Source organism: Modestobacter sp. SYSU DS0511, assembly GCF_054050755.1.
The window spans coordinates 1-26983 of the sequence record NZ_JBJGZY010000009.1 but is presented as its reverse complement, the minus strand read 5'-3'; the positions used below and the strand labels follow the sequence as shown (position 1 = coordinate 26983).

29 protein-coding genes and 1 other RNA gene are annotated in these 26983 nt (G+C 74.2%); 9 read left to right on the top strand and 21 right to left on the bottom strand.

The features are described 5' to 3' along the window. The first annotated feature begins 156 nt into the window (after window positions 1–156). Window positions 157–1686, top strand: a complete 1530-nt coding sequence (ggh, locus tag ACI783_RS06395) for a glucosylglycerate hydrolase (protein ID WP_457139670.1) — start codon at window positions 157–159, stop codon at window positions 1684–1686. Window positions 1687–1795: 109 nt separating this feature from the next. After that, window positions 1796–2338, top strand: coding sequence for a hypothetical protein (locus ACI783_RS06390; protein ID WP_457139669.1), 543 nt, complete (start codon window positions 1796–1798; stop codon window positions 2336–2338). A gap of 62 nt (window positions 2339–2400) precedes the next feature. Here ACI783_RS06390 and ACI783_RS06385 read toward each other — a convergent pair whose 3' ends face one another. The 11 genes from ACI783_RS06385 to smpB form a co-directional block, all read right to left on the bottom strand. After that, entirely contained in the window at window positions 2401–3402 is a 1002-nt protein-coding gene (locus ACI783_RS06385) for an aldo/keto reductase family protein (protein ID WP_457139668.1), read from the bottom strand. 61 nt (window positions 3403–3463) lie between these two features. Continuing rightward, complete coding sequence (locus ACI783_RS06380; protein ID WP_457139667.1) at window positions 3464–4309, bottom strand: hypothetical protein; 846 nt, start codon at window positions 4307–4309, stop codon at window positions 3464–3466. Between the two features lie 320 nt (window positions 4310–4629). Next, window positions 4630–4764 carry a methionine/alanine import family NSS transporter small subunit gene (locus ACI783_RS06375; protein WP_457139666.1) on the bottom strand — a complete coding sequence of 45 codons (135 nt, stop codon included), beginning with the start codon at window positions 4762–4764 and terminating at the stop codon, window positions 4630–4632. Next, entirely contained in the window at window positions 4761–6389 is a 1629-nt protein-coding gene (locus ACI783_RS06370) for a sodium-dependent transporter (RefSeq protein WP_457139665.1), read from the bottom strand. Before ACI783_RS06370 ends, ACI783_RS06375 begins: the two co-directional genes overlap by 4 nt. Window positions 6390–6606: 217 nt before the next feature. Next, window positions 6607–6982, bottom strand: a transfer-messenger RNA (tmRNA) gene (gene ssrA / locus ACI783_RS06365). An 88-nt stretch (window positions 6983–7070) separates the two neighbouring features. Then, on the bottom strand, window positions 7071–7616 hold the full coding sequence (locus ACI783_RS06360; protein WP_457139664.1) for a GNAT family N-acetyltransferase: 546 nt from the start codon (window positions 7614–7616) through the stop codon (window positions 7071–7073). A gap of 1 nt (window position 7617) precedes the next feature. Beyond that, window positions 7618–8787, bottom strand: a complete 1170-nt coding sequence (corA, locus tag ACI783_RS06355) for a magnesium/cobalt transporter CorA (protein WP_457139663.1) — start codon at window positions 8785–8787, stop codon at window positions 7618–7620. 261 nt (window positions 8788–9048) lie between these two features. Continuing rightward, the gene (locus ACI783_RS06350) at window positions 9049–9930 is read right to left on the bottom strand and encodes a hypothetical protein (protein WP_457139662.1); all 882 of its coding nucleotides are present in this window, start codon (window positions 9928–9930) and stop codon (window positions 9049–9051) included. 20 nt (window positions 9931–9950) lie between these two features. Next, entirely contained in the window at window positions 9951–10946 is a 996-nt protein-coding gene (locus tag ACI783_RS06345; protein ID WP_457139661.1) for a GNAT family N-acetyltransferase, read from the bottom strand. A gap of 318 nt (window positions 10947–11264) precedes the next feature. Beyond that, window positions 11265–12188, bottom strand: a complete 924-nt coding sequence (locus ACI783_RS06340) for an NADP-dependent oxidoreductase (RefSeq protein ID WP_457139660.1) — start codon at window positions 12186–12188, stop codon at window positions 11265–11267. Continuing rightward, the gene (smpB, locus tag ACI783_RS06335; RefSeq protein ID WP_457066169.1) at window positions 12185–12661 is read right to left on the bottom strand and encodes an SsrA-binding protein SmpB; all 477 of its coding nucleotides are present in this window, start codon (window positions 12659–12661) and stop codon (window positions 12185–12187) included. Before smpB ends, ACI783_RS06340 begins: the two co-directional genes overlap by 4 nt. Window positions 12662–12854: 193 nt before the next feature. Here smpB and ACI783_RS06330 point away from each other — a divergent pair, with 193 nt between their 5' ends. Then, window positions 12855–13706 carry a DUF559 domain-containing protein gene (locus tag ACI783_RS06330; protein WP_457139659.1) on the top strand — a complete coding sequence of 284 codons (852 nt, stop codon included), beginning with the start codon at window positions 12855–12857 and terminating at the stop codon, window positions 13704–13706. 57 nt (window positions 13707–13763) lie between these two features. On the opposite strand, the gene ftsX is transcribed toward ACI783_RS06330, so the two are convergent. The 3 genes from ftsX to prfB all read right to left on the bottom strand — a co-directional run bounded on the left by ftsX (window position 13764) and on the right by prfB (window position 16713). Next, the gene (ftsX, locus tag ACI783_RS06325) at window positions 13764–14648 is read right to left on the bottom strand and encodes a permease-like cell division protein FtsX (RefSeq protein ID WP_457139658.1); all 885 of its coding nucleotides are present in this window, start codon (window positions 14646–14648) and stop codon (window positions 13764–13766) included. Window positions 14649–14699: 51 nt separating this feature from the next. Next, the gene (gene ftsE, locus ACI783_RS06320; RefSeq protein ID WP_457084487.1) at window positions 14700–15389 is read right to left on the bottom strand and encodes a cell division ATP-binding protein FtsE; all 690 of its coding nucleotides are present in this window, start codon (window positions 15387–15389) and stop codon (window positions 14700–14702) included. A gap of 214 nt (window positions 15390–15603) precedes the next feature. Continuing rightward, window positions 15604–16713 (bottom strand): peptide chain release factor 2, encoded by a 1110-nt coding sequence (gene prfB, locus ACI783_RS06315; RefSeq protein ID WP_457139657.1) that lies wholly within the window; start codon window positions 16711–16713, stop codon window positions 15604–15606. 46 nt (window positions 16714–16759) lie between these two features. Between prfB and ACI783_RS06310 the strand changes: the two genes are divergently transcribed. Beyond that, on the top strand, window positions 16760–17050 hold the full coding sequence (locus ACI783_RS06310; protein ID WP_457084491.1) for a DUF6343 family protein: 291 nt from the start codon (window positions 16760–16762) through the stop codon (window positions 17048–17050). A 9-nt stretch (window positions 17051–17059) separates the two neighbouring features. Here the strand turns inward: ACI783_RS06310 and ACI783_RS06305 are convergent, their stop codons facing one another. Beyond that, a complete protein-coding gene (locus ACI783_RS06305; protein WP_457139656.1) occupies window positions 17060–18838 on the bottom strand; it encodes a putative bifunctional diguanylate cyclase/phosphodiesterase in 1779 nt (592 codons plus the stop codon). Between the two features lie 179 nt (window positions 18839–19017). Between ACI783_RS06305 and ACI783_RS06300 the strand changes: the two genes are divergently transcribed. Both ACI783_RS06300 and ACI783_RS06295 read left to right on the top strand, forming a co-directional pair. Next, a complete protein-coding gene (locus ACI783_RS06300; RefSeq protein ID WP_457084495.1) occupies window positions 19018–19254 on the top strand; it encodes a hypothetical protein in 237 nt (78 codons plus the stop codon). A 247-nt stretch (window positions 19255–19501) separates the two neighbouring features. Continuing rightward, complete coding sequence (locus ACI783_RS06295; protein ID WP_457139655.1) at window positions 19502–19735, top strand: hypothetical protein; 234 nt, start codon at window positions 19502–19504, stop codon at window positions 19733–19735. Window positions 19736–19790: 55 nt separating this feature from the next. Here ACI783_RS06295 and ACI783_RS06290 read toward each other — a convergent pair whose 3' ends face one another. The 4 genes from ACI783_RS06290 to ACI783_RS06275 all read right to left on the bottom strand — a co-directional run bounded on the left by ACI783_RS06290 (window position 19791) and on the right by ACI783_RS06275 (window position 23670). Continuing rightward, entirely contained in the window at window positions 19791–19988 is a 198-nt protein-coding gene (locus ACI783_RS06290; protein WP_457139654.1) for a hypothetical protein, read from the bottom strand. 179 nt (window positions 19989–20167) lie between these two features. Further along, complete coding sequence (locus tag ACI783_RS06285) at window positions 20168–22681, bottom strand: ABC transporter permease (RefSeq protein ID WP_457139653.1); 2514 nt, start codon at window positions 22679–22681, stop codon at window positions 20168–20170. A 3-nt stretch (window positions 22682–22684) separates the two neighbouring features. Beyond that, on the bottom strand, window positions 22685–23449 hold the full coding sequence (locus ACI783_RS06280; RefSeq protein WP_457139652.1) for an ABC transporter ATP-binding protein: 765 nt from the start codon (window positions 23447–23449) through the stop codon (window positions 22685–22687). Further along, window positions 23446–23670 carry a hypothetical protein gene (locus ACI783_RS06275; RefSeq protein ID WP_457139651.1) on the bottom strand — a complete coding sequence of 75 codons (225 nt, stop codon included), beginning with the start codon at window positions 23668–23670 and terminating at the stop codon, window positions 23446–23448. The genes ACI783_RS06280 and ACI783_RS06275 overlap by 4 nt, the downstream gene beginning before the upstream one ends. Window positions 23671–23823: 153 nt before the next feature. Here ACI783_RS06275 and ACI783_RS06270 point away from each other — a divergent pair, with 153 nt between their 5' ends. Further along, window positions 23824–25071 (top strand): sensor histidine kinase, encoded by a 1248-nt coding sequence (locus tag ACI783_RS06270; protein WP_457139650.1) that lies wholly within the window; start codon window positions 23824–23826, stop codon window positions 25069–25071. After that, window positions 25059–25712: a response regulator gene (locus ACI783_RS06265; RefSeq protein WP_457139649.1), complete on the top strand. Its 654-nt coding sequence runs from the start codon at window positions 25059–25061 to the stop codon at window positions 25710–25712. Before ACI783_RS06270 ends, ACI783_RS06265 begins: the two co-directional genes overlap by 13 nt. A gap of 3 nt (window positions 25713–25715) precedes the next feature. Here the strand turns inward: ACI783_RS06265 and ACI783_RS06260 are convergent, their stop codons facing one another. Further along, the gene (locus ACI783_RS06260) at window positions 25716–26000 is read right to left on the bottom strand and encodes a hypothetical protein (RefSeq protein ID WP_457139648.1); all 285 of its coding nucleotides are present in this window, start codon (window positions 25998–26000) and stop codon (window positions 25716–25718) included. A 250-nt stretch (window positions 26001–26250) separates the two neighbouring features. Here ACI783_RS06260 and ACI783_RS06255 point away from each other — a divergent pair, with 250 nt between their 5' ends. Then, the gene (locus tag ACI783_RS06255) at window positions 26251–26481 is read left to right on the top strand and encodes a hypothetical protein (protein WP_457084515.1); all 231 of its coding nucleotides are present in this window, start codon (window positions 26251–26253) and stop codon (window positions 26479–26481) included. A 29-nt stretch (window positions 26482–26510) separates the two neighbouring features. On the opposite strand, the gene ACI783_RS06250 is transcribed toward ACI783_RS06255, so the two are convergent. Continuing rightward, the coding region (locus ACI783_RS06250; protein WP_457139647.1) for an LGFP repeat-containing protein at window positions 26511–26983 on the bottom strand (473 nt) is incomplete at its 5' end.

The window sequence follows — 26983 nt, the reverse complement described above, 5'->3', positions numbered from 1 at the left end:
TACGCGCTGGGCCAGGCACCCTGGTGGGGGAACCGGGGCGACGTGCCCCGGGCGGAGCGGTCAACGACTCGTTCGTGACTTCTGCGTGAACAGCGGCGCGGCCCTTGCCCCGGCGGGGGAGGATCGCACCGACCGGCGAGAGGAGTGGGACCGCAGATGACCGTGTCGCAGCCCAGTGCGGTGGAGGTCGGCCTGATGGCGGGGCGGGCCGGCTACGTGCTCCGGGCGAACGACCGTGGGCGGTTCACCGTCGCCTCCCCCACCCTCTACCCGCACATGTGGAGCTGGGACGCCGGGTTCGTGGCGCTGGGCATCGCCACCGTGTCGGTGCCCCGGGCGCTGGACGAACTGCGCAGCCTGCTGTCGGGCCAGTGGGCGACCGGCATGATCCCGCACATCCTGTTCCACCAGCCCAGCGACTACTTCCCCGGTCCCGAGCGCTGGCGCACCCAGGTGGCCGCCGCCCGCCCGGCCACCGTGCTCACCTCGGGCATCTGCCAGCCGCCGATCCACGTCATCGCGCTGTCCCGGATCCTGCACGACGCCCGGCGCCGCGGTGGCACCGACCAGCAGCTGGCCGAGGACTTCGTCCGGGAGACCTTCGACCAGTGGCTGGCCTGGCACCAGTACCTGGCCACCGCCCGCGACCCCTACAGCTATGGGCTGGTGGAGATCCACCACGGCTGGGAGTCGGGGATGGACGACTCGCCGCGCTGGGACGTGCCCTACGCCAACGTCCACCCGCAGCCGGACATGCCGCCGTTCGTGCGCGCCGACCTCGCCCACGTCGCCGACCCCTCGCAGCGCCCCTCGGACGCCGAGTACGCCCGCTACCTCTGGCTGCTGGAGCAGAAGGTCCGCACCCGCTACGACGACACCGCCTATCGGGCGACCGGGGACTTCGTCGTCGGCGACGTGCTGGTGTCGGCGCTGCTGGCCGCCGCCAGCGACCTGCTCGCCGACATGGGCGAGGAGCTGGGGATCGGCGGCGGCTCCGCCGGGGGCGTCGAGCAGTCCCGGGCGATCGCCCGGCGGTTCCGCACCGGGGTGCTGCGGTCGGTGGACCCGGACACCGGGCTGGCCCGCGACCTCGACCTGCGCACCGGCCACTGGCTGCAGGTCGAGAGCGCCGCCGGGTTCGCCCCGCTGCTCTGCGGCGGCGACGAGGGGGTCACCCGCCGGCAGCGCGACCTGCTGCTGGGGCCGCGGTGGTGCGGGCACTCCCGCCTGCGCTGGCCGGTGGTGCCCTCGGTGTCCCCCGCGTCGGCCGACTTCCGCGAGCGCACCTACTGGCGCGGTCCGCAGTGGCCGGTGCTGAACTGGCTGATGGCCTGGGCGCTGAACCGCTCCGGAGAGCAGGAGGCGGCCAACCAGCTGCGGCTGGCCGGGCTGTCCCAGCTCATCGACTGCGACTTCGCGGAGTACTACGAGCCGGTCACCGGCGAGACGCTGGGCAGCCGGGACCAGTCGTGGACGGCGGCGATCGCGCTGGACTTCCTGGCCGCGCGCCGGCCGGCGCAGCGACGTCCGGTGCGGTGGCTGACCAGCGAGCTGCCCCGGATCACCCCGGCGCAGCGCGCCGCGCACCAGGCGGCCCAGCACGGCCGGACGGCCGGTCACCGGCCGGCGCACGGCCACGGCCACGGCCCGGCGACGATGCCGCAGCCGCAGCAGCGACCGCACTGAGCCGGGCGGCCGGTGACGATCCGGTGACGAACGTCGGCCGGCGGGTGCCTCGGTGCGCGGTTCGGGGCACCCGGACAGCGCCCGACCACCGCACCCCTGAGGAGCCCCCGTGCCGCGCAGGCACCTCGTCCCGGTCGCCACCGCCGTCCTGCTGCTCGCCGGCTGCGGTGACGACAGCAGCCAGGCCGGAGTGGGCGGCGACTTCTCCCCCGAGGACGCCACCGAGCTGGAGACCACCCCGACGGTCCCGGTCGAGGAGCGCGCCGACCTGGTCGACCCGGAGGGGAGCAGCGCCGGCCAGGTGACGTTCACCGACGCGGAGACGGGCATGGAGGTGCTGGTCGAGGCCACCGGCCTGGCCGCCGGCGAGCACCCGGTGTCGCTGCACGAGACCGCCGCCTGCGAGGCGCCGGCCACCTCCGGCGACCCCACCGGCATCGGGGACTGGACCGGCGTCGGCGCCGCGATCCCGGGCATCGAGCTGCCCCAGCTCGTCGTCGGCGAGGACGGCGTCGGCCAGGTCAGCTCGGTGGTGCCCGCGGTCGACCTGGGCGACCTGCTCGACGAGGACGGGACGGCGCTGCTCGTGCACGCCATGGGGGCGGGCGGGGAGGACCCCGAGGGCCTGGCCTGCGCCGCCGTCGGCGGCTGAGCGGTTCCTCGCCCCGGAGCCCGATCGGGCCCGGGGCGAGGACCGGAGGTCAGGGCCGGGAGTCAGGGCCGGGGGTTCGGGCTCTGGGTGAGCGCCGGGTCGGTGACGGCCACCGGCGCCAGCACCTCGTCGATGCGGGCCTTGACGTCGGCCTCGAGCCGGACGCCGGCCGCCTTGACGTTGTCGGTGACCTGCTCGGGGCGGCTGGCGCCGATGATCGCCGCGGCCACGTTCTCCTCCGACAGCACCCAGGCCACCGCGAGGGCGGCCATCGACAGCCCCAGGTCGTCGGCGATCGGCTTGAGCTCCTGCACCCGGGTGAGGACGTCGTCGTTCATCCACCGCGAGATGAAGCCGGCGCCGCCGCCCTTCTCGTCGGTGGCCCGCGACCCCGCCGGCGGCGGCTGACCCGGCTGGTACTTGCCGGTGAGGATGCCCTGCCCGATCGGCGAGAAGACGACCTGGCTGATGCCCAGCTCGCGGCAGGCGGGCATCACCTCTGCCTCGGGCACGCGGTACAGCGCCGAGTACTGCGGCTGGTTGGACACCAGCGGGACGCGCAGCTCGTCGGCGAGGGCCTTGGCCGCGCGGATCTGGTCGGCCCGCCACTCGGAGACGCCGATGTAGAGCGCCTTGCCGCTGCGGACGACGTCGGCGAAGGCCTGCATCGTCTCCTCGAGCGGGGTCTCGTGGTCGTAGCGGTGGGCCTGGTACAGGTCGAGGTAGTCGGTGCCCAGCCGGCGCAGCGAGCCGTCGATCGACTCCAGCACGTGCTTGCGCGAGAGGCCGCGGTCGTTCACGCCCTCCCCCGTCGGCCAGTAGACCTTGCTGAAGATCTCGATGCCGCTGCGCCGCTCACCGGCGAGCGCGGCGCCCAGCACCTCCTCGGCCCGGCCCCCCGCGTAGACGTCGGCGGTGTCGAAGGTGGTGATGCCGGCGTCCAGGGCGGCGCGCACGCACGCGTGGGCGGCGTCGGCCTCCACCTGACCGCCGTGGGTGATCCAGTTGCCGTAGGTGATCTCGCTGATCTTCAGGCCGCTGCGGCCCAGGTGTCGGAACTCCATGCCGCTCGTCCTACCCGGGCGGGAAGCGCTCGCACGCACCGGGACCGTGCGCGCGTCGCGCTCACGTCCGCGCGTTGATCGGCACGATGCCGTGGTGGGCGGTCAGCGCCGCGAAGACGACCGTCACGACGACGACGACGGCGAGCGTCACCACCGGCAGCGTCCAGGCCCGCCGGGTCCGCCGCGCGGTGGTCGCCGCCGGCGCACCGCCGGCCGAACGCAGGTGGACGCACAGCACGGTGACGGCGATGGACAGGTGCAACCCGAACTCGACCCACTCCTGGAACCGGGTCAGCGGCGGCAGCACGGGGAGCGCCAGCGCGACCGGCCAGTACAGCGCCATGCCGAGGAAACCGGGGACGGCGCACAGCGGCGGGGTCACCCGGGCCCAGAACGGCCCGTGCAGCACCGGCCGGGGCCCGCGCACCAGCAGGGCCAGCGCCAGCCCTCCGACGCCCATGAGCCAGGACACGGCCTTGAAGGCGGCCTGGAGGCTGAACTCCCCGGCGACCCGCACGTTGTGGACGTTCACCTCCGCCTGCTGGTTCACCGCGGCCAGCTCCCCCGGGGTGTCGAAGGCGAACACCCGCTGCCCCCAGGAGATCTCCTCCCCGGCCAGCACGAAGGCGCCCAGGGCCACGGCGACCAGCAGCGCGGCCGGCAGCAGCTCCCGCCGGCCGGCCAGGCGGACGGCCGCCGCGGCGGCGAGGACCGCGGCGAGCAGGCAGACGGCGAACTGCAGCCACTCCACGACGTTGTCCTCGCGGAGCACCGTGTAGTAGAGCGGGCGGGCGACCGCGAGGAGGAGCACGGCGACGGCGACCCCGGCCACGGGGGTCCAGGCGACGGCGCGCGCGAGGGCGCGGGGCAACCCGTCGTCGGCGGCGTCCCGGTCGATCGCGGCCACGGTCGCGTGCCCGGGTCGCCAGGCCGTCGCGGACCTGTGCGCTGGGCTGCTGAGGCTGGTCAACATCGTCACTCCCGGTGCTGACGGACGCCGGCACGACACGGAGGACCGTGGGTGAACAGCGGGCGAACATCAGCCGTTGATCGAGGGACCGGCAGCTTAACCAGCTACGACGCCCGCGCGCTCCCCCGGGGACCGCGCTGGTCCCGGACGGCCCTCTCCCCGGGAGCCGGTGACGGTGCGTGGCGAACGGACGACCGCGGGCCGTGCCCGCCGTCCGCCGTCCGCCCGGTCAGGAGTCCCGTGTCAGGAGTCGCGCGTCAGGAGTCGCGGTGCAGGTTCTCCGAGCGCTCCTCGACGGCGCCGTGGCGCAGCAGGCTCACCACGGCCAGGGCGAGGCCGCCCCAGATGACCACCATCGCCACCACCATCATCACGATCGCGTCCGTGCTCATCGGGCCCCTCCCTCGTGGTCGCCGGTCGCCGGACGGGCCGGGTCCGTCGTGCCGGGGGTCGTCGTGTCCAGCGGCGCCGCCGGGTCGGAGCCGGGCGGTGGCCCGTCCAGGTGGGTGCCCGGGCGCCACTTCCCCCGGGCGAGCAGGAAGCCGACCAGCGGCAGCGCCACGACCAGCAGCCAGCCGAGGACCAGCAGCATCCAGGTCGGGTAGTCCCCATAGGGGTCGGAGAGGTCGTCCCGCAGGGCGAAGACGAGCACGATGGCCAGGCCGACCGGGGCGACGACGCTCGTCAGCACCCGCCAGCCGGTGCCGACGCGAGGACGGCCGTGGACGTTGAGGTGGTCGCCGAGGACGGGCAGTGCCCGGACCACCCAGGCGACGACCAGCATGCTGACCAGGGCGACGACGAGAATGCCGTACTGGTTCACGAAGTGGTCCACGATGTCGAGCACGTAGACCCCGCTCGTCGTGCTGAACAGCACCAGGCTCAGCACCGCGGCGGGAACGCCCACCGCGAGGGTCGCGGTCAGGCGGCTGGTGTCGAACTTGTCGCGAACCGCGGAGATCACCACCTCGATCACGCTGATGAGCGAGGTGATGCCGGCGATGACCAGGGCCCCGAAGAACAGGACACCGAGGAGCGCGCCGGCCGGGGCCTGGCTGATGATCGTCGGGAAGGCGACGAAGGCCAGGCCGATCCCACCCTCGGCGACCTCGTCGACCGCGGCCCCGTTGGCCTGCGCCATGAATCCGAGGGCGGCGAAGACGCCGATGCCGGCGAGCAGCTCGAAGCCGGAGTTCGAGAAGCCCACGACCAGGCCGGAGCCGACCATGTCCTCGCGGCGACGGACGTACGACGCGTAGGTGATCATGATGCCGAAGCCGACCGACAGCGAGAAGAAGATCTGCCCGAACGCCGCGGCCCAGACCGAGGCCGAGGTGAGCGCGGACCAGTCAGGGGTGAACAGCGCGTCCAGGCCGGCACCGGCACCCGGCAGCAGCAGCGCCTGCACGACGAGGGCGACGAACGCGAGCACCAGCACCGGGATGAAGACCAGCGCGACGGCCCCGATGCCCCGCTGGACGCCGAGCGCCATGATCACCAGGACGGCCAGCCAGACCAGTGCGAGGGGCACCAGCACGCCGGGCACCACGTCGGCGGTGACTGCGACGTCACCGGCCTGGAGGAACTCCCCGAAGAAGAAGCCCTCGGGGTCGGCGCCCCAGGCCTGGTCGAGCGAGAAGAAGGTGTAGCGCAGCGCCCAGGCCAGCACCGCGGCGTAGTAGATCGCGATGAGGAAGCAGATGCCCACCTGCCACCAGCCGAGCCCCTCGGTGCCGCGGCGCAGCCGGGCGAAGGACAGCGGCGCGGAGGCGCGGTGGCGGTGGCCGATCGCGTAGTCGAGCAGCAGGAAGGGGATGCCGGCGGTCAGCAGGGCCACCAGGTAGGGCAGCAGGAAGGCGCCGCCGCCGTTCTCGTAGGCGACGTAGGGGAACCGCCAGATGTTGCCCAGCCCGACCGCCGAGCCGATCGCGGCCAGGATGAAGACCCGCCGGGAGCTGAACCCGCCGCGCCGGCGCTCCACCTCGGCCTGCTCCGTGGCCCGCCCCGTCGTGCTCATCCGACCTCCCGTGTCCTCGTCCGCCGAGCCGGTCTGCACGGAGCCCACCGGTCGGCGTCCCGCCGATGGGGAGAGGATGCCAGGACCCGGGCCCCTCGGCTGCCGGAGGTCCTCGGCGCCCACGGACCGGGCCGCGGGCGCGACGTCGCGGGCAGGAGGGGGGCACGGACGCACGAAGGGCCCGGTCTCACGACCGGGCCCTTCGTGGTGGAACTGGGGGTGGAGGCGGCGGGAATCGAACCCGCGTCCTGCGACGCATCACCAGGGCTTCTCCGAGCGCAGTTCGCTCTGCCTCTGCTCGGCCCTCCTGATCTCACGAACGAGTCAGGATGACGGGCCCAGTCGCTGTTTGTTGTCCCACACGCACCCGCGACCGGTGCGTGCGGTGAGTCATCTAGCTGATGCCAGGATCCGGGCCGATGACGAACCCGGGCTGACAGACTCGCCTAGCTGCCGTCAGGCAGCGAGAGCGAAGTCGCGCTGATTGGAATCGGCGCTTGTGTTTTTTGCAACGGATGGTTAACGAGATCATCGTTGCCTTCCTCGGCTCGCTTCCCCTGGTCAAACGACCGCAGTCGAGACCAATCGCCCCCCTGTGTAGTTGTGCAACCAGGGTAACGGCTGCCGGGCCGCCCGTGTTCCCCGCCGCCCAGACCCGCCGTCCCGACCCGCGGCGGGAGGTCAGGCCCGGCGCTCCCACCAGCGCACCCGGCCCACCGACCCGTCCGGCCGCGGCACGGACTCGATCCCCCGGTCGCGGTAGCCGGCCCGGGCAGCGACGGCGGCGCTGGCCTCGTTCTCCGGCAGCATCCCCAGCTGGACGCACGGGTGGCCCACCGACAGCAGCCAGTCGGTCATCAGCCGGACCGATGCGACGGCCAGCCCGCGCCCGCGACCGGCCGGCAGCAGCGCGTAGCCGACCGACGGCTCGGGCGAGCGCTCCACCGTGAGGGCCGCCATCCCGACCGCCGCGCGCTCGGCCCCGTCCTCGACGGGGCACACGGCATAGCGCTGGCCGAGCCCCCGGCGGGCCCGGGCGACGACGTCCGCCATCCGCTGCCGCGCGGTGGCCTCGTCCAGGTGCGGCGGGTGGGTGGTCCACCGGATGACCTCGGGGTCGCGGGACAGCGCCTGCTCCAGCGGCCAGTCCGCCACCGTCATCGCCCGCAGGACGACGCCGTCGGTCGCCAGCCGCTCCGGCGGAGCAGCCGCCAGCCGGTCTGCCACCTCAGATCCAGTCGCGGCGCTTGAAGACCAGGTACAGCGTGAGGCTGACCATGAACATCAGCACCAGCGCGAACGGGTAGCCGTAGTACCACTCGAGCTCGGGCATGTTGTCGAAGTTCATCCCGTAGACGCCCCCCACCAGACTGGGCGCGAACAGGATCGCCGCCCAGGCGGAGATCTTCTTGACCTCCTCGCCCTGGGCGATGCTGGTCACGGTCAGCTCGCGGATCTCGTCGTTCTGCCGCTGCGCCACCAGTGTGGCGTTCACGGTGAGGATGTCGCGCAGCTGCAGCCGGAAGCCCTCGATCCGCTCGTTGACCTGGGTGACGTGGTCGGCGACGTCGCGCAGGTAGCTGCGCAGCTCCTCGTCGACGCCGTACTTCTCGAACCCCGCCGTGATCGCGGCGAGGATCCCGGTCAGCGGCTGGCAGGCCCGCTGGAAGTCCACGACCTCCTGGGACAGCTCGTAGATGCGCCGGGACACCTGCGGGTCACCGCGGAACACCTCGGCCTCGATCTCGTCGATGTCGTTCTCCAGCCCGGTGACCACCGGCGCGTACCCGTCGACGACGGCGTCCAGGATCGCGTAGAGCACCGCCTCGGTACCCCGGGCCAGCAGCTCCGGGGTGCTCTCCAGCCGCCGCCGCACCCGGGTCAGGTCCGGGGACTCGCTGTGCCGGACCGTCACCACGAAGTCCTTGCCGAGGAACAGGTGCAGCTCGCCGAACTCCACCTCCTCGGTCGCGTCGACGTACCGGGCGGCCTTGAGGACGACGAACAGCGTGTCGCCGTAGCGCTCGAACTTGGGCCGCTGGTGGGCCTGGATCGCGTCCTCGACGGCGAGGTCGGGCAGGCCGTACTGCTCGGCGAGCTCACCCAGCTCGGCCGGCTGCGGGCGGTAGAGCCCGAGCCAGACCATCCGGTCGTCGAAGCCCTCGGTGAGCCACTCGTGGCTCTCCTCCGCGGTGTCGGGGGTGGCGATCCGCCGGCCGCCCGAGTAGACGGCGTTGTCGACGATCCGCGACGGGCTGGACGGCGTGGCCCCGTTCGCGACCGGGCCCGGGGGCGGGTCCTGCGGCGGGACGACGAGCAGCGGGCGGGCGCGGCGGGTCAGGGTGGACAGCGCAGTGCGGGGCGCGCTGCGGGTGGTGGCACGGCGACGGTCGGTCACGAGGGACTCCCGGAAGCTGCTGGATCAGGACGCCGAGGAGGTCCCCGCCGTGCGGCCGCCGGGTCGAAGGGTGACCGGGCGGATCAGCAGGTGGGGACCTCGGGACTGCAACTGGGGGGTTCGGTGCGCACGACCAGTCACCTCCCGGAGGTCCCACAGGGCCGGCGTGGATCAGCGGGCCGTCGTCCATCGTGACACGCCCGGGGCGGGCGCCGCACCCCCGAGCGCCCGTCCGGGTGATGAACACCCGACGACGCCGGCTCAGTCCCCGGCGGGGGTGCAGGCCCGGTTGTGGTCCAGCCGGCCGACGACGTACTGGACGAGCGTCACGTCCCCGCCGTCGACCAGCGGGGCCGACCGGCACATCCGGGCGGCGTCGGCGCGGTCGTCGGCCCCGGCCAGCCAGCTGTCCAGCCCGGTCAGGCTGCTCCCGGCGGGCACCGAGCCGACGATCTGCCGCCACTGGTAGCCGGTCGAGTACACGCCCACCTCGCCGCCCAGCGCGGTGAGGTGGTCGGTCATGCCCTCCAGCGTCGCCCGGTTGTTCCGCTTCGCGTCGGCGCCGCCGGCCTGCCAGGTGTTCATCGTCTCGACGTCGAGCCACCAGCGGTACCCGGCCAGGTCGGTCACGTCGCGCACCGCGGCGATGTCGGCCGGGACGTCGTCGTCCAGCTCCGCGGCGGCCTCGCGCGCGGCCCGCAGCACGATCCGCACGTCCCCCGCGGCCCGGGCGACGCCGTACTCGTAGGAGCAGGCCGCGCTGTTCCCGCCGTCGCAGACCCCGTAGCGGTTGCTGCCCAGCTCCGGCCAGGTGGTCACCTGGTCGCGCACCTGGCCGGGGTTGGCGGTGTTCACGTAGAACTGCACCGGCGGCTGCCCGGGCACCTCCCCCCTGGCCTCGGTCGCCCAGGCCCACTGCTCGGGCAGGCACCGGTTCGGCGTGGTGGCGATCCCGCCGTTCACCCCCACGACGGCGAACGCGGCGTCGTCGGGGAGCTCTGACCTGCACTGCGGGTACGAGACGTCGTAGCCGACGGGGTCGTCGCGGCCCGGGCGCTCGGCGGCGGCCGCCGCGGTGGGCGTCACCAGGGCAGCGCCGACCGTCAGGCCGGTGGCCGCGACGGCGCGCAGGGTGGTCCGCATCACCCCCGACGGTACGCCGGTCAGGCCCCGGCGACCGGCTCGAGCAGCCGCGACCAGGAGACCTGCGTGCGGGCGGTGGTGAAGCCCAGGCTCTCGTAGAGCCCGAGCGCCCCGGTCACGTTCTCGCTGTCGACCTCCAGCCCGGCGGTCCGGCAGTCCCGGGCCGCCGCGGCGTGCAGCGCCTCGATGATCACCGCCTTGGAGATCCCCCGGCCCCGGGCCGACGGGACGACCCCGATCTGACCGAAGTAGCTCTCCCGGGAACCGGTGGCCGCGGCGGTCGCCTCGGAGACGTAGGCCAGCGCGTAGCCGAGCACCTCGCCGTCCTCCACGGCCAGCACCGACAGGTCCGGGCGGAAGTTCCGCTGTCCGGTGAACATCACCTGCCAGGACGCCACGTCCCGCTCGCTGGAGCCGTAGTGCTCGGTGAAGGCGGCGTTGTGCGCCAGCCGCACCTGCTCGTCGCGGTCCCAGGTGAAGGGCACCAGGTCGACACCGTCGAGCCGGCGCCGCGGCGGCAGGTCGGTGAGCGGGCGCTCCATGTGGAAGAACCAGCGCACCTGCACCAGCCCGGCCCGGCGGAGCAGCGCCTCCAGCGAGGGCATGGTCGTGTACACGGTCGCGGTCAGCCGGGCCGGCGCCTCCGGGTGCCGCTGCGCGTGCAGCTGCTCGCCCCGTGCCAGCTGCCAGGCCAGCAGCGCCCGCCCGATGCCGCGCCTCCGCCACTCCGGGTGCACCCGCCCCTGCAGGTGCACCCCGTAGGCGTCCCGGAACGTGGGCGGGGCGATCGCGGTCGCGTACCCGACGACGGCGCCGTCCGTCGTCGTCACCAGCCGGGTGTCGTGCGCCAGGTCGACCAGCTCGTTGAACCAGGCGCCGGCGAGGTCCTCCGGCGACTCGTGCACGCCGGTGTCGTCCACCTCCTCGGCGGCGCTGAGCAGCGCCGCCACGGCGCCGACGTCATCGGGCCGGATCGGGCGGGCGGTCAGTCCGGCGGGGAGGGTGAGGTCGGGCACGAGCGTCGACGCTATCGGGTGCGCCCGGGTGCTCACGCCTGCGGCACCGGTCGGGCGGGGACCGCGAGCACACCCGCGCCTGCGCCGCCGGACCGGCTGCGCCCTCCCGTCGGCAGTCGCGGCCTGCCCACCAGGAGTGGGCAGACCACGAGCGGAGCCGGGCCATCCGTACCCCACCGACAGTCGTGCTCTGCCCACCTGGGGTGGGCAAAGCACGACTGTGCGGGAGGTGGGTGGATGAGACGGCTCCGCCGGCGTCGGCGCAGCAGCACCGGCTCGACTCCGCCGGCGCTCAGCTCCTCGGTCGCCCCGTCGCGGTCAGCGCAGAGTGACGACGACCTTGCCGCGCACGTGCCCGCCGGCCACCAGCTCCTGGGCCTGCGCGGTCTGCTCCAGCGGGAACGCCTTGGCGATCGACACCCGCAGCTGGCCGGCGTCGGCCATCCGGCCGAGCTCCTCCAGGTCGTGCCGCTCGGGACGGACGAAGACGTACCGGCCGCCCATCTCGTTGACCGCGGGGTCGACCACGCTGGCGATCCGGGACGCGTCGCGCACCTGCTTGGGGGCGTCGGTGAGCGCGTCCCCGCCGTTGAGGTCCAGGACCGCGTCGACCGGCTCGGCCAGCTGCTCGCTGATCGGGCCGGCGGAGTAGTCGAGCACCTCTGCGGCCCCGGCGTCGCGCAGGAAGCCGTGGTTGCGCGGGCTGGCGGTGCCGATCACGTGCGCACCGAGAGCCGCGGCGATCTGCACGGCGAAGAAGCCCACGCCGCCGGCGGCCCGGTGCACCAGCACCCGGTCGCCCTCGCCCACGGCCAGCGCCTCGGTGAGCGCCTGGTAGGCGGTCAGCCCGGCCAGCGGCAGCGCCCCGGCCTCGGCGAAGGAGAGCGAGGACGGCTTGTGCGCGAGGCACCGCTGCGGGGCGGGCACCAGCTCGGCCGTCGTCCCCCACTGCACCTCGTCGCGGCGCAGGTAGCCGAACACCTCGTCGCCCGGGGCGAAGTCGACGATCGCCGGGCCGACCGCCTCGACCGTTCCGGCCAGGTCCCAGCCGGGGATGATCGGGAAGTGGTGCGGGAAGAACCCGGCCAGGCCGCCGGCGCGGATGCCCATGTCGACGGGGTTGACCCCGGCGGCGTGCGTGCGGACCAGCACGGTGTCCGGCCCCACCGGCGGCTCGGGCAGGTCGTCGCGCAGCTGCAGCACGTCGACGTCCCCGAACCGGTCGTACGCGATCCCTCTCACCGACGTCCCTTCACGTAGCGCCCGAAGGCCCGTTCCATCTCCCGGCGCGAGTCGCGCTCGGCGAGGTCCTGCCGCTTGTCGTAGCTCTTCTTGCCCTTCGCCAGCGCGAGGGTGGCCTTGACCTTGCCGTCCTTGAAGTACAGGTCCAGCGGGACGAGCGTCAGCCCGCCCTCCTTGGTCTTACCGATCAGCTTCTCGATCTCGGCGCGGTGCATGAGGATCTTCCGCTTGCGGCGCGGGGTGTGGTTGGTCCACGTGCCCTCGGTGTACTCCGGGATGTGCACGTGCTGCAGCCACACCTCGCCGTCGTCGACGGAGGCGAAGCCGTCGACGAGCGAGGCACGGCCGGCCCGCAGGCTCTTCACCTCGGTGCCGGTGAGCACCAGGCCCACCTCGTAGGTGTCGAGGATCGAGTAGTCGTGCCGCGCCTTCTTGTTCTGGGCGATCAGCTTGCGCCCCTGTTCCCGCGGCATGCCCACCAGTCTACGAAGGCCCCGCAAACGATCACGGCGCCGCTGGGCTGCCTCCCAGTTCTGCGATCTGGTGGTCGCCCTTGCCGGGTAGCCACCGGATCGCAGCACTCGCTGGGCCTGTGGACAGCCCCGGCGCCGCCGGCGGGCGAACCGCCACCCTCTGCGGGTGCCCCGCCGCCCCGCACCGTCCCGCATGCGCGGCCCGAGCACGCGCGCGGCCGCGCGCGCTGCCGGCATCACCGACTGGCAGCTCCGCCATCCGGACGTGGTGCGGCTCAGCCGGGACACCTATCTCCCGCGCAGCGACGATGCCGACCTGCGCACGCGACTGCCGGCGGTCCTGCTGACCGCGCCGCCCGGTGCCGTGATCAGCCACCACACCGCCGCACGACTGTGGCGGATCGAGATCCCCCTGGCCTCGCCCTCGCGCGTGGCCCAGCTGACGGTGCCGGCGGGGTCCAGGGCCCGGAACCGGGCCGACCGTCGCCTGCACCGAGCACCACTGCCGCCGGAGGACGTCGCCCGGTGGTGGGGCATGCCGGTGACGACACCCGCCCGCACCTGGCGTGATCTCGCAGCGGAACTGAAGCCGGCTGCCCTGCTCGCGGTGACCGACCAGCTCCTCGACGTGCTGTGCCGGCCGGCCGAGCTCCAGGCCGCGCTGCAACGGCGACCCACCGGACGGGGCGCCGCCCGCGCCCGGCAGGTACTCCCGGTCGCGGACCCGAGGGTGGACTCGCCGATGGAGTCCGTGCTCCGGTGGCTGCTGCACGAAGCCGGCCTGCCCCGGCCGGCGCTGCAGCACCAGGTGCGCGACGACGCCGGGCGCCAGATCGGTTTCGGGGACCTGGCCTGGCCCGACGAAAAGGTGCTGGTGGAGTTCGACGGCGACGTCCACCGCGAGCGTCGGGTCTTCGTCACCGACCTCAGGAGGCAGAACCGCCTCGTGCTGGAGGGCTGGGTCGTGCTGCGGTTCAGCTCGGCCGACGTCCTGGGTCGCCCGCAAGAGGTCGTCACCGCCGTCCGCCGTGCCCTGCGCCGGTGAGTTCTGCGGTCTCGTGGTCACTCCGGCCAGAAAGCCACGAGACCGCAGAACTGACGGCTACAGCCGCACGTACAGCCGCAGGGTGACGTAGGCGGCGATCGCGGCCAGGCCGACGCCGGCCGCGGCGATGATCGGCGAGATCGCGGCGATCGCCGACCAGTCGACCGGCGGGATGATCCCGGCCTTGATCGGGCCGGCCAGCGTCTTGTCCACGAAGAGGATCTTCGTGAGCACCAGGCCGCCGATCGCCAGCCCCGCGCCGATGAGGCCGGCGAGCGCCGCCTCCAGGATGAACGGCAGCTGGGTGTACCAGCGCGAGGCGCCGACCAGCCGCATGATGTTGGTCTCGTTGCGCCGGTTGAACGCGGCCAGCTGGATCGTGTTCGAGATCAGCAGCAGCGCCGCGAGCGCCTGGACCACCGCCACCGCGATGGTGGCGTTGCGCGCCCCGTTGAGCAGGCTGAAGAGCCGGTCGAGGAAGTCGCCCTCGTCGCGGACGTCCTCGACACCGTTCTGCCCGACCGGGAACTGCTCGGCGATGACCTGGTAGCGCTCGGGGTTGACCAGCTCGACCCGGAAGCTCTCCGGGAGCGCGTCCTCCGGGGTGTTGGCGATCAGCGCCGGCTGCTCCTGGAACTGCTGGGTGAAGCGCTCGTAGGCCTCGGCCTTCGACTCGTAGAGGAAGCTGGCCACCTCCGGCGAGTTCTCGAGGGTGGCGGCGATCGAGTCGCGCTGCTCCTCGGTGACGTCGTCGGTGAGGTAGATCGAGACCTGCACCTTGTCGTAGTAGATCTCGCGCATGTCGCTGATCATGTTGGCGATCAGCAGGCCGGTGCCCATGAGCCCGAGCGAGATCCCCGTGGTCAGGATCATGGCCACCGTCATGGTGAGGTTCCGGCGCAGCCCGGCGGCCACCTCGGAGAGGACGAAGTTGACGCGCATCAGTTCCCTGTCGTGTCGTTCAGCTGCACGGCGGGCCCGGCGGCCCGCAGCTCAGCGGCCAACGCCGTAGACGCCACGAGACTGGTCGCGGGAGAGGACCCCGTCGTTCAGCTCGATCACGCGCCGCCGCATGGAGTCGACGATGTGGTAGTCGTGCGTGGCCATCACCACGGTCGTGCCGGTGCGGTTGATCCGCTCCAGCAGCAGCATGATGTCCTGGCTGGTCTCCGGGTCCAGGTTCCCGGTGGGCTCGTCGGCCAGCAGCACCAGCGGCCGGTTCACGAACGCGCGGGCGATGGCCACCCGCTGCTGCTCGCCACCGGAGAGCTCGTTGGGCAGCCGGTTCTCCTTGCCGTCCAGGCCGACCATCTCCAGCACCTCGGGCACGACCCGCTTGATGGTGCGCTGCGGCTTGTTGATCACCTCGAGGGCGAAGGCGACGTTCTCGGCGACCGTCTTGTTGCGCAGCAGCCGGAAGTCCTGGAAGACGCAGCCCATGGTGCGGCGGAGCTTGGGCACCTGCCACTTGCTCATGGTGCTCAGGTTCTTGTCGTTGACCTTGATGACGCCCTTGGTGGGGCTGTCCTCCTTCAGCAGCAGCCGGAGGAAGGTCGACTTGCCCGAACCCGAGGACCCGATGAGGAAGACGAACTCGCCCTTGTCGATCTGCATCGAGACGTCATCCAGAGCCGGCCGGGGGCTGGTCGGGTAGATCTTGGTGACGTGTTGCAATTCGATCACGAGGCGCCACGGTACCTGCCGCGAGGCCCGGCACGGCCCCTCCGCACGGCGTGCCCCGAAGCTGTGTGCGCGCAGAGTGACGAGCGGGCCACCGACCGCCGCTGCGACGCGCACGGAGCGTCGGCGTCCAGCCCGGGTTCCCACGCGTCGTGTGGCCGTTCTCTCCCCCGCGCCGCCCCTCCCGTGCCTGGGTCAGCGGCCCGGGGCGGGAGAGTCAGGCGGCCTCGGCGTCCTGCCGCCGCCGCCAGCGGATGCCGGCCTCGATGAAGGCGTCGATGTCGCCGTCCAGCACCGACGCCGGGTTGCCGGTCTCCACCTCGGTCCGCAGGTCCTTGACCATCTGGTACGGGTGCAGCACGTAGGAGCGCATCTGGTTGCCCCAGCTGCTCCCCTCCCCCTTGAGCGCGTCCATCTCGGCGCGCTGCTCCTGCTGGCGGACGACGAGCAGCCGGGCCTGCAGCACCCGCAGCGCGGCCGCCCGGTTCTGGATCTGGGACTTCTCGTTCTGGCAGGAGACGACGATGCCGGTCGGGATGTGGGTCATCCGGACGGCGGAGTCGGTGGTGTTGACGCTCTGCCCACCGGGGCCGGAGGAGCGGAAGACGTCGACCCGGATCTCGTTCTCCGGGATGTCGACGTGGTCGGTCTGCTCGACGACGGGCAGCACCTCGACCCCGGCGAAGGAGGTCTGCCGGCGGCCCTGGTTGTCGAAGGGCGAGATGCGCACCAGCCGGTGGGTGCCCTGCTCGACCGAGAGGGTGCCGTAGGCGTAGGGCTGCTTGACCGCGAAGGTCGCCGACTTGATGCCGGCCTCCTCCGCGTAGGAGACGTCGTAGACCTCGGTCGGGTACTTGTGCCGCTCCGCCCAGCGCAGGTACATGCGCAGCAGCATCTCGGCGAAGTCGGCGGCGTCCACGCCCCCGGCCTCGGAGCGGATGGTCACCAGCGCCTCGCGGGAGTCGTACTCGCCGGACAGCAGGGTGCGCACCTCCAGCTCCTCGATGGCGGTGCGGATGCTGGTCAGCTCGCGCTCGGCCTCGGCGGTGACGGCGGGGTCGTCCTCCTCGGCGGCCATCTCGTGCAGCACGGCGACGTCGTCCAGACGGCTGCGCAGCTCCTCGACCCGGCGCAGGTCGCCCTGCAGGTAGGAGAGCTTGGAGGTCAGCGCCTGCGCCGCCTCGACGTCGTTCCAGAGGTCCGGTGCAGCGGCCTGCTCCTCCAGTTCGGCGATCTCCTGGCGGAGGTCGTCGACGCGCAGCACGGCCTCGATCGACGCGAGGGTCGTGTTCAGTTCGTCCAGGACGACGGAGAAGTCAGCGGCCACGTCGATCGAGGGTAGTGCGCCCGGCGCCCGGGTACCTGCACCCGGCATGAGCGAACCCCGCAAGGACCGGAGCCGGACGGAGTACGAGCAGGGACTGCCCGACCACCACGACCCGACCGCGGGCATCGGCGGGGCCGCCCCCGCCCGCAGCGCGCTGACGCTGCGGCTGGTGCTGGCCGCCTTCGGCCTGGTGATCTGCACGGTGTTCGGGATCCTCGCGCTGAACATCGACCAGGTGCCGGTGGTCTTCCCGATCGTGCTGTTCGTGCTGGCCGCCGTCGCGCTGGTCGACCTCGTGGTGGTGGCGCGCCGCAAGCTGCGCGGCGAGCCGGGCTGAGCCCGGCGGTCAGCCCGGCGGCGGGTGCTCGGCACCGCGGCCGGCCACCCGCCGACGCAGCCACGCGGTGAGGTCGTCGGCGGGCATCGGGTGCCCGATGTGGAAGCCCTGGGCGTAGGTGCAGCCCAGTTCGGTGACGAGCGCGAGCTGGTCCGCGGTCTCCACGCCCTCGGCCAGGCTCTGCATCCCGCAGGCCGAGGCCAGGCCGACGACGGCGGCGATCGCCGCGGCCGACTCGCTGCGGCGCACCCGGGTGCCGGCGATCAGGCTCCGGTCGAGCTTGAGCAGCCCGGCGGGGATGGAGACCAGCTGGCTGAGCGAGGAGAAGCCGCTGCCGAAGTCGTCGATGGAGACCTCGACTCCGGCGACCCGGAGCTGGGCGAACTGCGCGGCGGCGCGCAGCGGGTCCTCGGCGACGCTGGTCTCGGTGAGCTCCAGCAGGAGCCGCTCCGGCGGCAGCCCGGCGGCGGTCAGCGCGTCGTCGACGTCGGCGACGAGCGTGCCGGTGGCGAAGTGCGCGGCGCTGATGTTGACCCCGGTGACCAGCGGCAGGCCGAGCCGGTCCCAGGCGACGGCCTGCCGGGTGGCCTCGGCCAGCACCCACTGGGTCAGCCGCACCACCACCCCGTTGTGCTCGGCGGCGGGGATGAAGTCCGCCGGCATGAGCAGCCCCCGCTCGGGGTGCTGCCAGCGGACCAGCGCCTCCACGCTCTTGACCTCACCGCTGGGCAGGTGCAGCACCGGCTGGTAGTGCAGCACCAGCTGCCCGGCGTCGATGGCCTGGCGCAGCTCGCCGGCGACCAGCACCTTCTGGCGGACCGCCGAGCGCAGCTCGGGGGTGAAGACCCGGACGCGGTCGCGGCCGCCGGCCTTGGCCGCGTACATGGCCAGGTCGGCGTCGCGGACCAGGTCGGTGGAGCGCACGTCCTCGTTGCCGGCGGTGGCGATGCCGATGCTCACGCTGAGCCCGGTGATCCGCTCCCCGGCCAGCTGGAAGGGCTCGTCGAAGGTGCGCCGGAAGCGCTCGGCGAGGGTGAGGGCGCCGTCGACGTCGCAGTCCCGGCAGAGCACGACGAACTCGTCGCCGCCGAGGCGGCCGACGGTGTCCTCCGCCCGGGTGCGCCCGGTGAGCCGGGCGGACAGCTGCCGCAGCAGGTGGTCGCCGACCTCGTGGCCGAGGGTGTCGTTGACGTCCTTGAAGCCGTCGACGTCGAGGAAGAGCACGGTGACCGGGCCGCGGTCGGGCCGGGCCAGCTCGGCGGTGATGAGCTCGTGCAGGTGGGCCCGGTTGGGCAGCTCGGTGAGGTGGTCGTGGCGGGCCTGCCAGGCGGAGTCGCGCTCGGCACGGACCCGGGAGGTGACGTCGGTGTGGGTGACCACCACCCGGCCGGCCTGATCGGCCCGGGCGGCCTGCAGGTGGTACCAGCGGACCCCCGCGGGGGTGGGCAGCGCGTAGTCGGTGGCGACGGTCTCCCGCCGGCCCTCCGACAGCGCGGTGAGCTCGGCGATCCGCCGCCGGTTCCGGGCGTCGTCGCTGAGGCCGAGGATCAGCTGGAAGTAGTTGCCCCCGACCCCGACGCGCAGGTCCTCCACGCCGAGCACGTCGGCGACGTCGGTCCAGCCGGAGTTGGCCAGCAGGATGGTCCCGTCGGTGTCGATGAGGACCGTGGGCGAGGGCAGGGCGTCGAGCACGCCGGCGAGCAGGCCGGCCTCCAGCTGGCCGTCGTGGCGGCGTTCGTGCACGTCGGCGGGGAGGAGCGAGACCCTGGTCGCTGGGGGCACGTACACCTCCGGGCTGTGGGTCGTCGGGCGCCGCGGATCCGGTCCCGGTGTCACCGAGACCATCGGCGCCACCGTTCCGAGCATGAAGCACGTCGTGCCGACACGCCCGCAAAGAGTGACCGACGACGCGCCCGGGCGGTGCCGCCGGGTGTACCCGGACGCTGCCACCGGGTAGGGGTCACGACATGAGTGGATCGACGACGATCGAGCTCGGTGGCGAGGAGTACCTGGTGCACCGCGACGGCGACGTGCTCCGGCTGGGCCGCCAGGTGGGTGGGGACACCGTCTGGCTGGACGACCTCGAGGTCAGCCGGCTGCCCGGGCCGGCGCGGGAGGCGCTGGACCGGGGCGAGCACACCGACCAGACGCTGCAGACGGCGCTGCTGGGCGTCGTGCGGGCGGAGGTCGACCGCGGCGGCTGAGCCCGGCGGTGGATTGCGGCTTCCTTGCGGATCGCTGGAGGCACCCGTGCGGTCGGCCTCGCAGGGTCGGGACATGGACCTCGCCACCGCCCGCGCACTGCTCGCCGAGCTCGAACTGCACGAGGTCGAGGACCTCGACGACGAGTGGTTCGAGGCCGAGCTGGCCGAGCTGCTGCCCACCGCCTGAACCACCTCCCCACGCACCGCACCGAGGACCGCCGGCGTTCCTCGCACTGGAGGCACCACGATGACCGTGTTCTACCGCTGCGACCAGTGCGGGGCCCAGTCTCCCGCAGAGTCCGCCGTGGGGTGGGTGGAGGTGCGCGCACTGGGGGGTCACCCGCTGCTGGCCGAGCCTGAGCCCACCCAGCTGTGCCGGCTGTGCTGGGCTCACACCACCGCCGGACCGCCGCGGCCGTTCCCGGACCCGGAGGCGCCGCAGCTCAGCGAGCACAGCCAGAACCGCGACCTCGGCCAGTGACCGGCCGGGAGTGCCCGCGGGGGTGACCCCGGGCGGATGACCCCGTGCGGGTCGCTCAGTGCGGGTAGCCGTCCCCGCCGGCGAGCACCGTCAGCGCGGCCATCACCGCGAACACCAGCACCGCCGCGACCAGCACGCCCGCGACGAGCACCCAGCCGCGGTTCTCCAGCCCCTTGTCGGTCGCCGACTGCTCGGCCGGCTGCACGGCCGGCTGCTCCACCGCGACGGGACGCTGTTCGGTGTCGATGCTCATGACCACTCCCTGGACGAGCTGGGCGCCGGGCGGCGCCCAGCTCCCATGCTCGGGACGGCGCGGCCGCGGGGGCAGGGGCGAGGGTCCCCACCCCCGGGCCGGAGGACCCTGGGTGCGGTTGCGCGGGAAGCCACCGATCAGGCGCCCGGACGGGTGCTCCCTCGCGCAACCGCAGGGGGTCAGGTCGCCCGGGCGAGCGTCTCGGCCGGCCCGGTGCGCAGCGCCAGTCGGGTCGGCACCTCGATGGCGGCCAGCGCGACTCCGACGACGACGGCGGCGGTGGCCGGCAGCAGCCACCACGGGCCGGCCGGCCAGGGGTGGCCGAGGAAGCCGATGCCGAGCAGCGCCAGCGGGACGGCCGACAGCAGCACGCCCGCCGCGACGGCGGCGAACGCGACCAGCCCGGCCTCCCGGCGCATCATCGCCCGCACCTGCGCGGGCGTGGTGCCGGTCAGCCGGAGCGCGGCGAGCTCGTCGCGGCGCTGGGCGGTGGCGGCGACCAGCGCGTTGGCGATGCCCAGCAGCACGTAGCCCAGCAGCACCCCGAGGACGGCCACGTTCAGCCACACCTCCGGCGGCACGCCCTGCTCGGTGCCGGCTGCCGCGTCGTCCAGCACGACGCCGGGGCGGTCCCCGACCAGCGCCGCGAGCCGGTCCGCGGTCGCCGCCCTGCCGTCGGTGCGCACCAGCACCTGGTCGGCCAGGTCGGTGGTGCGGTGCCCGGCCACCAGGTCGGTCGAGAGCGCCACCCCGCCGAACCCGAGGTCGCGGTCGTAGACGGCGACCACCCGGGGCTCGACCTCCGTGCCGTCGCCCAGGGTGAGCGGCAGCTCCTCCCCCACCTCGGCCACGCCGCGGGCGACGGCGACGGTCGCGCCGGACAGGTCGGCCAGGTCGCCGTCCCGCACGCCGAGGTCGAGCACCCCCGCGACGTCCGGGGTGAGCACGAGCGCCTGCTCGGCCTCGACGGTCACGTCACCGAGCAGGCTGGTGCTCAGCAGCACGGTGGTGGCGCTGACCGGCGCGGCGGCCTGCACGCCGGGCGTGGTCGCCACCGCGGCGACGACGTCGCCCGGCACCCCGCCCAGGCCCGGCGCGACGACGGCGGTGTCGGCGAGCGTGCCGGCCGCGGCGTCCTGCTCGGCGGCACCGCTCACCGTGGTCTGGGAGAAGGCGTAGGTCAGCGTGAAGACCACCGCCATGGCCAGCGTGGTGACCGCCCCGGCCGAGCGCAGCGCGTAGCCGTGCAGGTTCGCCACCGCCAGCCAGCTGGGCGCGGACGTGCCGGCGGGCAGCGCCCGGGCCAACCGCCCGGTGACCGCGCGCAACAGCGCCGGCCCGGCCAGCGCCAGCCCGATCGCGGCGACCAGGCCGGCCAGCGAGGCGCCGGCCGCCCCCAGCACCGAACGCGACAGCAGCGGCGCGACCGACAGCACGACGGCGGCCGCCAGCAGCGCCAGCCCGGCGACGGTGCGGGCGCGCGAGGGTGTCCTCGGCCCGGTGCGCGACTCGCCCAGCGCGGTGGTCACCGGCTCCCGGGAGACCCGCCAGGCGGCCGAGCGGGCGGCGACCTGGACGACGGCCAGCACCAGCAGCAGCGCCGCCAGCGCCGGCAGTGGGGAGACCGTCAACGGCAGCTCGGCGGGCAGCATGCCCAGGTGCACCAGCAGCCGGCGGAGCTGGCCGGCCAGCAGGTACCCGAGCGCCAGGCCGGGGACGGCGGCGGCGACGCCGACCAGGGACGCCTGCGTGGCGACCAGCCGGCGCACCTGCCGGGGCGTGGTGCCGACGGCGCGCAGCAGGGCGAGCTCGCGGCGCTGGCCGGCGATGCTCACGCTCAGCGCACCGGCGACGATGAACCCGACCACCAGCAGCGGCACCCCGGCCAGCGAGCCGGCGAGCACGACCAGCAGCGAGCGGCCGGCGGCCGCCTCGGGCAGCACCAGCTCGCCGCGGGCGTCGCCGGTGGCCACCTCGAAGCCCTGCGGCTCCACCAGCCGGCGGGCGGCCGCGGCGACGTCGTCGGCGGTGCCGGGCTCGACCCGCAGGCCGATCAGGTCGACCGTGCCGGCCCGCGGACCGTCGTCGCGCAGCATCGCGGCGGCGTCGTCCGGGAGCAGCACCCCGGCGCCGGCCGGGGAGACGACGGCGGTGACCCGGACGTCGACCGGGCGCCCCCCGCCGACCACGACCTGGGCCGGGTCGCCGGGGGTGAGCCCCGCCGCGGCGGCGAGGTCGGCGCCCAGCGCGACCTCCCCGGGCCCGTCGGGGGCCGCGCCGGTGACGTCTGCGCCGGGCAGCAGGTCGACCGAGGACCAGCCGTGCCCGCCCTGCGCCGGGTCGGGGGCGTCGACGACGGCGCCGTCCCCGGTCAGCAGGGCGGCCGGGAAGCCGACGTCGGTGGCGACGGAGGTGACCCCGGGCAGCTCGCCGAGGCGGCCGGCCAGGTCGGCGGGCAGCGGTGCGCGCTCGGGCAGCGCGATCGGCAGGTCCTCCGGCACCGAGACGGTCTGGTCGGCGGCGACCAGGACGTCGGCTCCGGCGAGCCGGCCGGCGGGCAGCTCCGAGCGCAGCCCGGACTCCATCAGCACGCCGGTTCCGGTGACGATCGCGGCGCCGCCGAGCACCGCGCAGAAGACCGCGACGAGCGCGGCCAGCCGGCGGCGGGCCATCGCGGTGGCCAGGCCCAGCACGGCTCAGCCCTCCCCGAGCGCGACCAGGCGCGCGGCCAGGGCCGCGGCGGTCGGCCAGTCCAGGGTGTCGACGATCCGGCCGTCGGCCATGACGACGGTGCGGTCGGCCTCGGCGGCGGCCGCCGGGTCGTGGGTGACCATCACGACGGTCTGCTGCAGCTCGTCGACCAGCTCACGCAGCAGCCCGAGGACACCGGCGGCACTGGTCCGGTCGAGGGCACCGGTGGGCTCGTCGGCGAAGACGACGGCGGGCCGGGCGACCAGGGCCCGGGCGATCGCGGCCCGCTGCTGCTGCCCGCCGGAGAGCTCGGTCGGCCGGCGGTCCAGGTGCCCGCCCAGCCCGACGCGGTCCAGCAGGTACTGCACCCACCCGGGGCCCGGCGGGGCACCGGCCAGCCGCAGCGGGAGGGTGACGTTGTCGGCGACGGTGAGCGCCGGCAGCAGGTTGTAGGACTGGAAGACGAAGCCGATCCGGTCCCGGCGCAGCTCGGTGCGCCGGGTCTCGTCGAGCCGGCTGATCTCCTGCCCGGCCAGCAGCACCTCCCCGCCGGTGGGGGTGTCCAGCCCCGCGGCGCAGTGCAGCAGCGTGCTCTTGCCCGAGCCGGAGGGGCCCATGACGGCGAGGAAGGTGCCGCGCCGCACGCCGAGGGAGACGTCGTCCAGCGCTCGGACGCCGTTGGGGTGGATCTTGCTCACCGAGCGGAGCAGCACGGCCGGCTCCGGCGCGTCCGCGCGCCGGTTCCCGGGGGCGGTCAGCGGGGCGCTCATCGCCGGCGGAGGTGGTCGACGACGAGTGCGGCGACGCAGGCCGCGGTGACCAGGCCGAAGGCGATGTTGAGCGCCAGCGGCAGCACGCCGAGCGAGGCCAGGCTGTTGCCGGCGACGCTGAGCGCGAGCAGCACCCACAGCAGGGTGCGCACGGGGTGGGCGTCGGTGCGGCGGGCCGGCGGGGCCTGCGGGTCGCCGTCGATGCGGTGGGGATCGGGCACGGGGTCCTCCTGGGGGTGTGGTGTCCCCGTCGAGGTTCGTCCGGCACGGGCTCGCTCTCGATCCCCTGACCTGGCCTCTTGCAGGTACAGCAGGCTGTACTCCTGGGGAGGTTCGCGTGACGTGGGGTCACCGGCGCACCTAGCGTCTGGGCCGTGCCGCACCCGTCGTCGTCCGCCCGCAGCCGCCGGGGCGTCGGCCGGTCGGTGCTCGAGGCGCTGGGGCAGCTGGGCGGTGGCTTCGGCACGGCGCTGCTGGCCTTCTGCCTGCTGCTGTGGGTGCTGCTGGTGGCCGCGCTCTCGCTGGTCGGGGTCGGGCTGCTGCTCGTGCCGGGCGCCGTGCGGGCGGTGCGCCGGCTGGCCGACCAGGAGCGGACCCGGCTGGGCCGGTGGGGCCCGGACGTGCTCGGCCCCGGCCCGGCGCCGACGTCCTGGCGAGCAGCGCTGGGCGATCCGACCGTCCGCCGGGACGTGGCCTGGGTGGCGCTGCACGGCACCGTCGGCCTGGTCTACGACCTGATCGGGGTGGCGCTGCCGATCTACGCCGTCCGGGACCTGACCTTCCCGCTGTGGCGGCCGCTGCTCAGCGGTGAGCTGGCCGAGAGCTCTCCCTGGTGGTGGCAGGTCGACAGCACCGCCGACGCGCTGGCGGTCAGCCTGCTCGGGCTGGGCTGGGCGGCGCTGACGGTCGGCGTGACCCCGCTGATGGCCCGCTTCCAGCGCCGGGTGGTGAGCCGGCTGCTCGGCCCGCCCCCGGGCACCGACCTGACCCTGCGGGTGGCCGAGCTGACCGCCACCCGGGCCGCGGCGCTGGACGCGCACCTGGCCGAGCTGCGGCGGATCGAGCGGTCGCTGCACGACGGCACGCAGAACCGGCTGGTCGCGGTCACCGTGCTGCTCGGCGCCGCGCGGCGGTCGCTGGACCGGGACCCGCCCGCGGCCGAGGAGCTGCTGGAGCGGGCGCAGGACGCCGCGGAGCAGGCGCTGGCCGAGCTGCGGTCGGTGGCGCGGGGCATCCTGCCGCCGGTGCTGGTCGACCGCGGGCTGGCCGGGGCGCTGAGCGGGCTGGCGGCGTCCAGCCCGGTGCCGTGCACGATCGACGTCGACGTGCCGGGGCGCTGCGCGGCGTCGGTGGAGGCGACCGCGTGGTTCGTGGTGGCCGAGGCGCTGACCAACGTGGCCCGGCACAGCGGTGCGTCGTCCGCGCGGGTGACGGTGCGCCGGCACGGGGACCGGCTGGCGCTCGCGGTCACCGACGACGGGCACGGCGGCGCGGTGGAAGGTGCGGGCTCGGGGCTGGCCGGGATGCGCCGGCGGGTGGAGGCGCACGACGGGGTGTTCACGCTGACCAGCCCGCCGGGCGGGCCGACGACGCTGGAGGTGGAGCTGCCGTGCGGATCGTGATCGCCGAGGACGACGCGCTGCTGCGGGAGGGGCTGGCGCTGCTGCTCCGCGCGGAGTCCCTGGACGTGGTGGCCACCGCGGGTGAGCCGGACGGGTTCCTGGCCGCGGTCGACGCGCACCGGCCGGACGTGGCGATCGTCGACGTCCGGATGCCGCCGACGCACACCGACGAGGGGGTGCGGGCCGCGGTCGAGGCGCGGCGCCGGCAGCCGGAGCTGGCGGTGCTGGTGCTGTCGGCGTACGTGGAGCAGGCGTTCGCCACCGAGCTGCTGGCCGGCGGGTCTCGGCGGCTGGGCTACCTGCTGAAGGAGCGGGTGGGCCGGGTGGAGGAGTTCCTCGGCGCGCTGCACCGGGTGGCCGACGGCGGGACGGCGATCGACCCGGAGGTGGTCGCGCAGCTGCTCACCAGGTCCCGGCCGGACGCCGGGCTGGACCGGCTGAGCGCGCGCGAGCGGGAGGTGCTGGCGCTGATGGCCGAGGGGGTGGGGAACGCGGCGATCGCCTCCCGGCTGGTGGTCACCGACGGGGCGGTGCACAAGCACATCCGCAGCATCTTCGCCAAGCTCGACCTGCCGCCCACCGACGCCACCGACCGGCGGGTCAGCGCGGTGCTGCGCTACCTGGACGCCGTCCGGCGCTGAGCGTCAGCCGCCGAACGAGGCCGTGCCGCCGGCCAGCGCGGTGAGCGCGATCATCAGCCCGAACGCGGCGAGGATGGCGGCCACGGCGGTGACCGGCACCAGCCAGCTGTGCTCCTGGAACAGCCCTCGCGCGTTGGGCGCGTTCTTGTCACCGCCGCCCGCGTCCGACGTGTCGGTCGCGGCGTCCTGGGCGGTGATGAGGCGCTCGACGCTGGTCCGGCGTTCGGGGTCGTTCTGGTTGACCAGCGGCTGACCGTTGCGGGTGGAGACGCGGTGGGATCGGGTCATGGGGACCTCCTGGGAGGCGGTGGCGGGGCACGGCGCGGCTCGGGCTGCCGACGGTCCTACCCCGACCGGCATCCGCTGACCCGTCTCGTGCCGAACGCCCGGTGTGCGCGAGGTGGTTGCGCACCTGCCGGGGTGTCCCGCGGCCTCGTGCCCCCGACAGCTGGCCGCCGCGGGCTCGTGTGACGGACCATCGCGGGATCAACGTCTGGTCGACGTCAGATCGTCATGTTCGTCCGGCAGGCTGCTGCCCATGACGGCGAGCCTCTCCCTGACCGGCACCCAGCTCTCGGGCACCCACGTCGCCTCCGTGGCCCACGACCCGCGCAGCAGCAGCGCGCTGACCCACGCCGTCGCCCGGCCCGTCGTGGACGGCCTGGACCAGTCGGTGTGCGGCGTGCTGGTCTCCGCCGTCGCCGACCAGGACTGGCTCGCCTTCGCCGGCACCGACCGCTGCCCGGAGTGCGCCCGCATCGCCGGGTGATCAACGGCGGGCGGCGCCGCGGTCGGCGATCAGCCCGCCAGCAGCACCTCGGTGTCGCCCGTGTCCCGGTTCCACACGATGGCCCCGCCCTGGAAGTCGCTGCGCAGCCCGTCCGCGACCTCGTACTGCCCGCTCACCGGGTAGCCCAGCGGCCCCCGCTCCCACTCCAGGCTCGCCCAGTGCCGGCGGATGTCGCCGCGGACCTCGTGCGCACCGGTGTCGGGAGTCCAGTAGATCGAGGAGCCGTCGCTGCCGGCGAAGTGGTTGTACCGGCCCACGCCGTCCGGGGTGGACCGCGTCCCGGTCACCGGGTAGCCCAGCGGCCCCCGCTCCCACGCCAGCTCCGCCCAGCGGGAACGGATGACCCCGTGGACGTCGTGCGCACCGGTGTCGGGAGTCCAGTAGATCGAGGAGCCGTCGCTGCCGGCGAAGTGGTTGTACCGGCCCACGCCGTCCGGGGTGGACCGCGTCCCGGTCACCGGGTAGCCCAGCGGCCCCCGCT